8 protein-coding genes and 2 pseudogenes are annotated in these 11,005 nt (G+C 62.6%); 1 reads left to right on the forward strand and 9 read right to left on the reverse strand.

Features of this window, described 5'->3' with window-relative positions:
- The 5 genes and pseudogenes from NW809_RS07275 to NW809_RS07295 form a co-directional block, all read right to left on the reverse strand.
- Positions 1–811: pseudogene (locus NW809_RS07275) on the reverse strand (type II secretion system protein); the annotation flags it as partial.
- Positions 812–974: 163 nt separating this feature from the next.
- The gene (locus NW809_RS07280) at positions 975–1,568 is read right to left on the reverse strand and encodes a response regulator (protein WP_414401827.1); all 594 of its coding nucleotides are present in this window, start codon (positions 1,566–1,568) and stop codon (positions 975–977) included.
- Positions 1,569–1,665: 97 nt separating this feature from the next.
- Complete coding sequence (locus NW809_RS07285) at positions 1,666–2,256, reverse strand: pentapeptide repeat-containing protein (protein ID WP_011429117.1); 591 nt, start codon at positions 2,254–2,256, stop codon at positions 1,666–1,668.
- Between the two features lie 111 nt (positions 2,257–2,367).
- Positions 2,368–3,219: a DNA-formamidopyrimidine glycosylase gene (locus tag NW809_RS07290; RefSeq protein WP_099812575.1), complete on the reverse strand. Its 852-nt coding sequence runs from the start codon at positions 3,217–3,219 to the stop codon at positions 2,368–2,370.
- A 45-nt stretch (positions 3,220–3,264) separates the two neighbouring features.
- Positions 3,265–3,486, reverse strand: a complete 222-nt coding sequence (locus NW809_RS07295) for a photosystem I reaction center subunit IV (RefSeq protein WP_011429119.1) — start codon at positions 3,484–3,486, stop codon at positions 3,265–3,267.
- Between the two features lie 279 nt (positions 3,487–3,765).
- On the opposite strand from NW809_RS07295, the gene NW809_RS07300 reads away from it, so the two are divergent.
- Complete coding sequence (locus NW809_RS07300; RefSeq protein WP_414401828.1) at positions 3,766–3,918, forward strand: chlorophyll a/b-binding protein; 153 nt, start codon at positions 3,766–3,768, stop codon at positions 3,916–3,918.
- A gap of 271 nt (positions 3,919–4,189) precedes the next feature.
- Here NW809_RS07300 and NW809_RS07305 read toward each other — a convergent pair whose 3' ends face one another.
- The 4 genes and pseudogenes from NW809_RS07305 to NW809_RS07320 form a co-directional block, all read right to left on the reverse strand.
- Positions 4,190–5,860: an NAD+ synthase gene (locus tag NW809_RS07305; protein ID WP_414401831.1), complete on the reverse strand. Its 1,671-nt coding sequence runs from the start codon at positions 5,858–5,860 to the stop codon at positions 4,190–4,192.
- Positions 5,861–5,940: 80 nt separating this feature from the next.
- On the reverse strand, positions 5,941–7,806 hold the full coding sequence (uvrC, locus tag NW809_RS07310; RefSeq protein WP_414401829.1) for an excinuclease ABC subunit UvrC: 1,866 nt from the start codon (positions 7,804–7,806) through the stop codon (positions 5,941–5,943).
- Between the two features lie 332 nt (positions 7,807–8,138).
- Positions 8,139–10,472 (reverse strand): transglycosylase domain-containing protein, encoded by a 2,334-nt coding sequence (locus NW809_RS07315; protein ID WP_414401830.1) that lies wholly within the window; start codon positions 10,470–10,472, stop codon positions 8,139–8,141.
- A 3-nt stretch (positions 10,473–10,475) separates the two neighbouring features.
- Positions 10,476–11,005: pseudogene (locus NW809_RS07320) on the reverse strand (serine/threonine protein kinase); the annotation flags it as partial.

Here is an 11,005-nt window from a genome sequence, read left to right on the forward strand (position 1 = left end):
AAGCCGAAATGGCGCGGGTGGTGGAGTCGGCCCCCTCAAGCGGCAAGGTAACGGCAAAGACCTGAAAGGGCTTGTACAGCGCCGTGCCCACCTGGAACCAGTCCCCCACGTTGGGGTTAATCGTCTGCTGAGCGGGGTTATCGGTACAAGGGCCCAGAGCGGAGCCCTGTAGGGGGCCACTGCGGATCATCAGGCGCCGCGCCCGCTCCGTATCCGTTAGCTGGCTATCCTCAAAGCCGGCGCCAGCAGCCCGACGGGTGTTGAGAATGGTGTAGGCAGTTACGGAGTCGTTGACGCCGTTGTTGTCGGTGTCCACCAAAAACCACCAGGCCGGCGCCCGCACCGGCACGGGCAGGGTTTGCCCGGGGTTGTTGGGATCCTCTACCTCGATGTTGGTTGTAATTACGAACTGGGTTTCATCGGGGAGGATGTAGGGATCGTTCTCATCCCGCGGGATCAGCTCTCCCGCCCCATCGTTAATCAAAGCCTCAACCAATTGGGCATCGGTGGGGTTGCTTGCGGGCAGGCGGGGATCGCGTATCAGGTAGTCGATCTTGGCCCGTGCCCGGTCGATGGCGGCGTTCAGTTGCCGGCTAACCGTCTGCCCCGCCCGTTCCACCTGGGTTTGGATGTTGCGCTGGGTGGAGCGGGTCAGCAGGCCCACCGTGACCAAGCTCAACACCAGCACAATTAAGATGGCGACCGGCAGCACAAAGCCGCGCTCGCGGATCCTGCGCCGATCCACCGGGATCTTCAGAGAGCTGAGCAGGCGCAGGGCAAGTTTGAGCAACAGCGGGGAAGGAGCAGACATGGCCGTATCTCGGATAACGGAGAAAAAGAAGTAGCCTCTGGGGGAACGCCAGGATAGCAACAGTATGCAAGGGATCCGAAGTTTCAAACATCCCCACCTCTGGGGGGAGGTGCTGGCTTGCCCTTTTCAAGTTCAAGATTTTTAAGAAATTCTCAGAATCCTTTTACAAAATCCCCAGTTGTTGCGCCTTGAGCAGGGCGGTGACGCGGTCATTGGCGTCCAGCTTGCGGTAGGCGGCGCTGGCGTATTCTTTCACGGTTTCGATGCTGAGGCCGAGGCGGCGGGCAATCTGCTTGTTGGCCAGGCCCTCCTTCATCAGTTGCAGCACACACAGCTCGCGGGGGGTGAGCTTGGGCAGTTCTTTGGGGGCGGGCAGCCAGTCTCGGTCGGGGTTGGCCAAGATCTGGCGAATGACGCGGGCCAGCTCCGCTGGGTCGGTTTCTTTGGAGAGGTAGCCTTTGGCCCCAGCCCGCCGCGCTGACTCGATCAAAGCCGGCTCTTGAAAAGTAGTCATCATCACCACCACCGGCAGGCCCAGCTCGACAATCTGCTGGCAGGCCAGGATCCCGTCTCCATCCGGCATGCGCACATCCAAAAGGGCCACCTCGACGGGGCAACGGCGGCAGTACTCAACGGCCTGGGATCCCGTCTCGGCTTCGGCCACCACCTCAAATCCTTGCGCTTGCAGGGCAAACTTTAGCCCCAGCCGAAACAGGGGATGGTCGTCGGCAATCAGAACCCGGACAGGGGAACTCATGGCAGGGGATCCCGGCCTATGAGAGGGCTAAGCTTAATCTGCCCAAAAGAGGGAGCTAGCCCTCACCCCCAGCCCCTCTCCCTCAGGGACAGGGGAGCTAGTTTTTCACAAAGACCATGCCGCGGGCGCCGGGGTTCAGGGTGGGATCCAGTTGGGTTTGGGCGTTGTAGAGGGCGCCTGTCAGATCGGCTGCTTCCAAAAAAGCGCCGCGCAGGTCGGCCCCGCGCAGATCGGCCTGGCGCAGGTTGGCTCCTGTGAGGTCGGCACCGACGAGGACGGCCCCGCGCAAGTCGGCGCCGCTGAGGTTGGCCACCTGCAGGTTGGCGCCGGTGAGATTGGTCTGCTGCAGGTTGGTCTGGCTGAGATCGGCTTCCCACAGAAAGGCCCCGCCCTGATCCGAGCCGCGCAAGTTGGCGCCGCGCAAATCGGCCAAGTTGAGGATCGCCTGAGAGAGGTCGGCAGCTTGCAGGTTGGCCTGCCTGAGGATGGCTTCTTTCAGGTTGGCGCCGCTCAAATCCACTCCCGGCAGCTCGGCTCCCGTCAGATCGCAGGCGGGGCAATCTTTGCTGGGGGCAACAACCTGGGATCGGCCCAGTTGGGCATCCAGCTCCAGTTGGGCAAAAACAGGAAGTGCCGCGATCCCGACCACCCCGCCGAGGAGACCGACCCAGCACTGGGACCATGCCATTTTTTTCACGGGGATCCCTCCTGGCTGACCCTCACCCCCGGCCCCTCTCCCAGAGGGAGAGGGGAGCTGGAGATCAACCTAGAACTATAGCCGTTGGCGGGAGATAGGCCATCAAGTCTCAACCCGGCCTGGAGGCGGCTGGCAGCGGGGGCAAAAGTGGGCCGAGCGGCCCGAGAGCTTACTCCGCTGAATGGGGGTGCCACAGAGGCGACAGGGATCCCCTTCTCGACCGTACACCCACGCCTGCCCCTGGTAGTTGCCGTTGAGCCCACGCAGATCCCGGTAATCCCGCAGGGTGGTGCCCCGCTGCTCCAGCCCGGCCCGTAACACCTGGATCAGGCTTTCTCGCAGGCGGCTCTTGGCAGCGTCGGAAAGCTGCGCGGCGGGTGTTGAGGGGTGGATGCCGCTCAGAAACAGGGCCTCGTCGGCGTAGATGTTGCCCACCCCCGCCACCAGCGACTGATCCAGCAAGGCGGCTTTGATGGGGCGGCGGCTCTTCTGCAAGGCAGCTTGGAAATAGGCCTCGGAAAAGGCCGGCGAAAGCGGCTCCGGCCCCAAGCTCTGCAGGGCAGGGATCACCGTCTCCGGCTCCACCCCGGCGGGCACCAGCCACATCTGGCCAAAGGTGCGCAGATCAACAAAGCGCAGCTCCCACCCCTGCTCCAAATGCAGCCGGACGCGAGTGTGGATCGGCAAAGGCGCGGATCCCTGAACCCAGAGCAGTTGCCCGGTCATGCGCAGATGCACGCCCAGAACCGCTCCAGAGTCCAGGGATCCCAGAAGATATTTGCCTCGCCGCTGCCACTGGGTCAAACAGCTGCCTGCCAGCCCCTGCGCAAACTCGTCTTTGCCGGGGTAGGCCACGGTGCGAGGGAGAAGCACCTCCACCGCCAGGATGCACAGACCCAGGGTGAGGCGCTGCAGATCCCGCCTGACGGTTTCAACTTCCGGCAGCTCGGGCACAGGAAGAGGAAGCCAAAGAGCTTGGTTGAGTTGGCAGGGGCAGCCTTAGCTGGAAGCTTTGGCTTTGGGCTTGGGCTCCTCCACCACTTCCAGCTCATCTTCGCGGAAGTTGTTGGTGTTGATGTTGTAGTAGTTGATCTTGTCGAAGCGGACGATCACCGGGTAGAGAATGCCGCTGGTATCCACCGCCGCAACCGTTCCCACATCCCGATACCAGTAGGATTCTTTCCGCAACACCCGGACTTTGGCACCACGCTGAATCGCCATAGAGGTTCTCTCCATTGACCTGCCCTTCAGATTACCCTAGTCCGTGAGAAGGCTGCGATTTCCGAATTTTTGTAACGGGGATCCCTGTGGCTTCCCTGCAGGTGGGAATCTTCTGGACGCTGGTGCCGCCCCTGCGTTAGGGCAAAGCCCAGCCCCCAAGGCTGCCACTCCCCTGCTGCCGTCGGAAGCGGCTGGTGTTGCGATGTGAAGAAATGCAAACTATACTGAAGGGCAGGTGCTCCTCTTGTAGCCCTTCCCAAGCCCTAACTGGAGGTTTCCATGTCCAACCCCAACTTGTCTGAGCCCAAGTTTGGCTTTAACGAATATGCCGAGCGTCTCAACGGCCGCGCGGCCATGATCGGCTTTGTGTTGGCCATTATCATCGAAGCGGTGACGGGCCAAGGCGTCGCCTCCTGGCTGGGCCTGATCTAGAAAACTCAGCTTGCCGCGCTATGGAGTCGCTCCCGAAGCGGTAAACGCGAGATTCTGGGATCCCTGTGAGCAGAGAGGCAAGCTTGAAAGCCCTGCTCTCTCTGTTTTTTGTTGAGTTGAGGAAAAGCTTTGTTCTGGGGTCTGCCGGCCGGCAGGCCCTCATTCACAGAAAACATACCCGCACCCCTACCCCAATCCTTGCAGGAAAAGCGAAACCGGTTGCGCTCTCCCAACCCTCCTCTCCCTCTGGGAGAGGGACCGGGGGTGAAGGTCAACTGATCCCTTCCTGGCGTTTGGCAATGGGCATGCGCCAGCCGGTGCCAAAGGCGCGATCGGTCACGCGCAGGCCAGGGGGAGCCTGGTGGCGCTTGAACTCGGCACTCTGCACCAGGTGCAGCACCTGCTGAACAGTGTCGGGATCAAACCCTTGGGCCACCAGCTCGGCAGCGGATTGGTGCTGCTCGATGTGCCGCTGCAGGATGGCATCCAGCACGTCATAGGGGGGCAGGCTGTCGCTATCTTTCTGGCCGGGCCGCAGCTCTGCCGAGGGGGGCTTGGTGAGGATGGGAAGAGGGATCCGCTCTTGGTGGCGGTTGATCCAGCGGGCCAGGCGGTAGACCCAGGTTTTGGGCACATCGGAGATCACCGCCAAGCCGCCGGACATATCCCCGTAGATGGTGCAGTAGCCCACCGCCAGCTCCGACTTGTTGCCCGTACTCAAGAGCAGCCGGCCAAACTTATTGGAGAGGGCCATGAGCAGGGTGCCGCGAATGCGCGATTGCAGGTTCTCCTCCGCGATGTCGGGGGGCAGGCCGGCAAAGGGCTCATCCAGCAGGTGCTGGTAGCTCTCCATAATTGACTGGATGGGCAGCTTCAGGGTCGGGATCCCCAGGTTTTGCGCCAGTTGGTAGGCGTCCGTCAGGCTGCCGGGACTGGAATAGGGAGAGGGCATGAGCACCCCCAGCACCCGCTCTGGCCCCAAGGCGTCGGCGGCAATGACGGCAGTAACAGCCGAGTCAATCCCTCCCGACAGGCCCAGCAACACCTCGCGAAAGCCACATTTGCTGACGTAGTCGCGGGTGCCCAAAACCAGCGCCTCGTAGAGCTCCGCTTCCGGCTCCGCTGGCCAGCGGGATCCCTGAACTTCCGGGCCTTCCTTAGGAGGATGAACCAGTGCCTCCACATCCACAATCAGGCAGTCCGGCTGAAAGGCAGCGGCTTGGGCCACCACCCGGCCCCGGCAGTCTAGGGCGCAACTGGCCCCGTCGAAAATGAGGTCGTCGTTGCCCCCCACCTGGTTGACATAGAGGATGGGCAGGGCGTGCTTGCGGGCCAGGGATCCCAGCATCTCCACCCGCAATTTCTGCTTGCCCAGGCTAAAGGGAGAGGCCGACAGGTTGATCAGCACATCGGCGCCCCAGCGGGCCATCTCTTCCACCGGATCCCGGTGGTAGCGGCGGTGTTGCCAAAAGTCGCGGTCGTTCCAGATGTCTTCACAGATGGTGAAGCCCACTCGGCGGCTACGGTACTCAATGGGCTGGGGCGGGGATCCCGGCTCAAAGTAGCGGTCTTCGTCGAAGACATCGTAGGTGGGCAGGAGCGACTTCTGGAACCAGTGGCGGATCTGCCCCCCTTCCAGCCAGGCCGCGGCGTTGTAGAGGGGTCGCCCCTCCGGCAGCGGGTTGGGCTGCACGGATCCCACCACCACCGGAATGCTATCCCGCAGCCGGTCAGCCAACTGCTGCAAGACTTGGCCTGCCCTCTCGACTAGAGCAGGGTAGAGCAGCAGGTCCCGGGGCGGGTACCCCAACAAGGCCAGCTCAGAAGTAATCGCCAGCTCTGCCCCCTTGGCTGCTGCCGCCTCGACCGCCGCACGGATGCGCTCGGCATTGCCGCTGAGATCGCCAACGGTATAGTTAAGTTGCAACAGCGCTACCTTCACTTGGCCCCCTTGGCCGAGAATGGCGGACTCCACGATGATAGGCCAGCTCAGGTCGTTCGGCTTGCCCACAGGCGGGTCGGCTACTCCGCTGTTGCTGGCAACTCTGTTTCGGCTTCTGGATGGAAGTAGCGGTAGATCTGGCGGGCCAGCTTGGGGCCAATGCCAGGTACTTGGGCCAACTGCTCCTCAGTAGCCATCTGGATGCGGGCAAGGGAGCGAAACGCCTCCATGAGCAGCTTTTGCCGCTGCTTGCCTAGACCAGGGATCTCCTCCAGAACCGAAGCCTGTTGGCGTAGTTTCCGCTGCTGGCGATGGTAGGCAAGGGCAAAGCGGTGGGCCTCATCCCGCAGACGCTGCAACAGCAGGCGGGCCGGATCCTGGGGCGGCAGCCGCAGCGGCTCAGGATCCCCAGGCCGAAAGATCTCCTCTTCCCGCTTGGCCAGGGCAAAGACCGGCAGGTGATCCAGCCCCAGCTCTGCCAAGACGGCCATCACTGCTGCCAGTTGCCCCTTGCCCCCGTCGATGAGCACCAAGTCCGGCTGATCCTCGGAAGTCATCTTGCTGAAGCGACGCCGCGCCACCTCGGCATGGCTGGCAAAGTCGTCGGAGTGGCCAGGCCGCACCTGGGGGTTGCGAATCCTGTAGCGGCGGTAGTGTTGCTTGGCCGGCAGGCCATCGATAAACACCACCTGGCTGCCCACAGCGTCGGATCCCTGGATGTGGGAGATGTCGTAGGCTTCTAGGCGACGGGGCGGCTCTGGCAGATCCAAAACTTCCGCCAAGCGCTCCAGCGCTGCTGCCTCCCGCTCCGCCAGGCGCTGGCTGCGGGCTAGCTCTAGCTGGGCGTTCCGCTCCACCAGTTCGATTAGCTCGGCTTTGCTCTGCCGCTGCGGGGCAAGGAGGCTGACCTTGCGCCCCTTTTTCTGGCTCAGCCAAGATTCCAAAAAATCGCGATCCGGCAACTCATACTGGGTCAAAATCTCGGAGGGAATTTCCACCGGGTCGCAATATTGGTAATGTTCCTGCAAAACCCGCTGCAAAATAAGAGCCGGGTCGTCGCCGCGGTTTTCGGCCACAAACCCTAGCCGTCCCACCAACTTGCCCGCCCGCACCTGAAACAACTGGATGCAAGCCCGCGAGTCGTTCATGGCCAAAGCTATGGCATCGCGGCTGGCGGTAGAGTTGGGCAAAGAGACCTTCTGGGATTGGCCCAGTTGCTCTAGGCCGCGGATTTGATCCCGATAGCGCGCCGCCGCCTCATAGTTTTCTTGCTGCGCTGCCTGGGCCATTTTCTCCTTCAACTCACGGATAAGCTCGTCCGTCTGGCCTTGGAAGATCATCGCCACTTGAGCAACGGTCTTGCGATACGCTTCCGGGCTAATCAAGCCCTGACAGACACCAGGGCAACGCCCGATGTCATAGTTCAAACAGGGGCGGTCCTTGTAAAGCGGCTTGGGGCGCTGGCGCAAGGGAAAAATGCGCTTTACCAGACCGAGGGTGTAACGCAGCAGGCCCACATCGGTATAGGGCCCGTAGTACTTATCTTGATTTTGGTTGAGACGGCGGTGGCGGGTAATGTAAATCTGCGGGTAAGGCTCTGACCACGTAATGCACAAATAGGGGTATTTTTTATCCTCTTTGAGGAGAACATTGTAGGGCGGCTGATAGGTTTTAATGAGATTGTCTTCCAGGGCTAGAGCTTCGCTTTCGTTATCAGTGACGATAAACTCGATCTCGCAAACCTGAACTACCATGCGCTGAATACGAGGAGACAGGTCGCCGGTAAAGCGAAAATAGGATCGCACGCGAGATCGCAACTTTTTGGATTTGCCCACATAGAGAATCTGGTCGGTGGCATCCCGCATCAAATAGACACCAGGTTGGGCAGGAATCTCCTTAAGGCGGCTTTCTAGAACCTCAGGGTTTTGAATCAGAGGGACAGTCATACAGCTTCGCTCCAACAGGCAAAGCCAGGGATCCCAAGGCTTTCATTCAGTGATGACCAAGTCACTCCCATCTTAAAATCATCCCATCGCCCAGTTGGCTGCAGTTCATTTTCTGGCCGGCTAAGTGTAGCTATCACTCGACTGAAAAACCTCCCAAGCGTTTCGCAACGCTGCCGGGCCGCAGCCCTGCCGCCCCTAAGCCCGTTTCCTTCGGGGGAGGAGATGTGACAGACGGTTTCGCGACAGCTTGCAACGCTCCCACCGGGCACTTCCCCCTGGAGAAGGGGGAGAGGTTTTCTGTCAAGTTGTTAGAACTTGTTTGCCAAGGTCGCCTATTGAATGACTTGGCTCATGTAGTTTCTCCAAGTTTGGGCGGCGATGCTGCTGCTGCCGCGGGTGGGGCTGGCGTCGTCGTTGCCCAGCCAAATGCCGGTTACCAGAGGCGGATTGGGCGTGTAGCCGACAAAGAGCAGATCCCTGTTGGCGGTGGTGGTGCCCGTTTTGCCGGCCTCCCCGATCCCAAGGCGGGCGGCGGTGCCGGTGCCGGAGCGGATCACCCCTTGCAATACGGCGGTCATCTGCTGGGCGACGCTCTCCGACAAAACCAGCCGCTGCGAGCGGGGATCCTCGCGACCGGGGTAGATCTCGCGGCAGGTGCGAAAGTCGTCGGGGTTGGCGCAATCGCTGCTATCCAGGATGCGGCGGATGGTGTGGGGCCTAGACCAAAGGCCGCGATTGGCCAAAGGGGCAAAGGCCGCGGTCAGCTCCAGCAGGTTCACCTCCATCGTGCCGAGAACCAGGGAAGGATAGGGCTGTAAGGGGGATTGGATGCCCATTTGCCGCGCCATGGCCACCACCCGCTCCAGCCCTACCTGTTGGGCCAGCCGCAGGGCGATCACGTTTTCGGAGAGGATCAGGCCGCGGGCCAAGTCCATGGGGGCACTTCCCGAGCGGCAGCCCTGAAAGGTGAGGTTGCCCCAAGTAAGCGGCTCACAGGAGAGCACCTGCGACAGCGGGATCCCCTCGCTGAGGGCAGCGGCATAGGCGAAGACTTTGAAGGTGGATCCGGGCTGCCGTTGGGCTTGGGTGGCACGGTTAAAGGGGCTGGCGGTGTAGTCGATCCCGCCCACGAGAGCTAGGATCTCGCCGTTGCGGCTGTCGAGGCTGACCAAGGCGCCTTGGTTGAAGCCCAGGCGGGATCCCACCTCGCGCACCGTTTGGGCCAGGGCCTGCTCCGCCAGCCGCTGGTAGGGCAAATGCAGCGTCGTCTCGATGACGAAGTTGCCCTCTGCCGAGAGATCTTGCCCCAAAAGCTGCCGCAGCTCCTGGAAGACGGTGCTGTAGAAGTAGGGGGCAACTGTCGAGGTCTGGGAGCGCAGGTTGGGGTTGAGGGTGAGGCGGCTGCGCCGGGCCCGCCGAATCTCCTCTTCCGGGAAAACTTTGAGCTCGCTGAGGCGATCCAACACCCGATCCCGGCCCCGCACGGCGGCCTCGTAGTTGGCGACGGGGTTGAAGGCGTTGGGGGCGGGCAGAATGGCGGCCAGGGTGGCGGCTTCGGAAAGGCTGAGCTGGCGGCTGGGGATCCCGAAGTAGAACTGGGCGGCGGTCTCAAAGCCGTAGAGGCCGTTGCCCAGGTAGACGTTGTTGAGGTAGAGGGTGAGGATTTCGTCTTTGCTGTAGCGCCGTTCCAGCTTGAGGGCGGCGACGGCCTCCCGCAGCTTGCGGCCAAAGGTGTTGCCTGAGCCGGTGTAGTCGCGCAAGACGGTGCGAGCCAGTTGTTGGCTGATGGAGCTGCCCCCCTGCTGCACCTCCCCGGAGCGCAGGTTGACCCAAAAGGCGCGGGCAATGCCCAGCAGATCGACCCCGAAGTGGGAGTAGAAGCGGTGATCTTCGGCGGCCACCACCACTTTGGGCAGAATCGGGCCAAAGGCTTCCAGGTTGGGCAGCTCCCGGTAGAGATCCCCCTGGTGGCGGCGCAGCTCGGTTTGCCGATCCCCGGCCAGGACGATCAGGGGGTTGCGATCGGCGGCCAGCGGCGGTTCTACTGAGAACTTGCTCCACTCATGGCCGATCCAAAGCCTCGCCCCCAGCCCCAAGAGCGCCATCAGGATCAGGCAGCCGCGCACCCCGTACACCTGCGGCGGCGGTGGATCCAACACCTGAATAACCACGCTCTCCGGATCCCGGGGCGGGCCAAGGCTGAGTCGCTGGCCGTGGCGCAGGATCACCCGCCGCACCCGCTCGGCGCCGCCAAAGGGCTTGAGGCGAAAGACGCCGTTGGTGGAGTCTTGATCTTCCAGTTGGTAGCGACCAGCGTTCCACCCCAGCCAGTAGAGGAGGGGATGCAGAGGGATCCGCCACCCCAAGCCAGGCAGACGCCAGCCCGGACGCGGGCGAATGCGGGCGTGCAGATGGCTCACCGCAGGGGCGGGGATGCGGATGGTGGCCACCGTCTGGCTGCGACCAAGAATGTCGGATCCCTGCAGGACAAACACCTGGGGAGGCTCTCCTGGGCAGGTGATCTGCAGGCGCACCGGGCGTTTGGGGGGAGGGGGCTCGGCAGGCTTGAGGAGGGCCGTAGGCCCGACCGGAAAGGGCCTCGCCAGGGTCTTGAAGAAGCGAGCGACGGTGCCCCGTAGGGAATTCTTGTCTTCAGAAGCAGACATGGCTCAATCTCCCCGCAATTCGCGCGCGCGGCGCAGCAGCTCCTGCAGGGTCTGGCCGGGACGAGGGCCGGCGGCGGCTGGAGTGGCTCTGGGGGCTGGGCGGGGCTGGGCAACGGGGACGGTGGGCGGGGGATCCCAAACGGCCATGTAGAGGTGGCCCTGGGGGGTGCGCTCGACCACGCCAGACCAGGGGCCGACGCGGAACTGGACGCGCTCAGAACGGTTTTCCCGCACCGCCTGCAGTTCTCGCTGCAACTGGGGGGGCAAGGGGGCCTGCAGCATGTCTTCCAACAGCCCTTCCGCCTGCGGGGCGGGCACGTCGTCGGCGACGGTGGCCTCGATTTGTTGCAGCGCCAGGCTGGATTCGTCGTAGGTGAGGCTCAAGTTCATGCTGCCCAAGCGGTACAGGTCGTAGACGGTGTTGGGCCGAGCGCCTCGCCCCTGCTGGCTGGGGGATCCCAGGGCGGCCCGCACCACCTCGCGGGAAGTCTGGAGAGGGAAGGCGCGCAACACCGGCCCGCTGTAGGGTTCTA

It is taken from the genome of Synechococcus sp. WC101 (genome assembly GCF_047461555.1).
Lineage (GTDB): Bacteria > Cyanobacteriota > Cyanobacteriia > Thermostichales > Thermostichaceae > Thermostichus.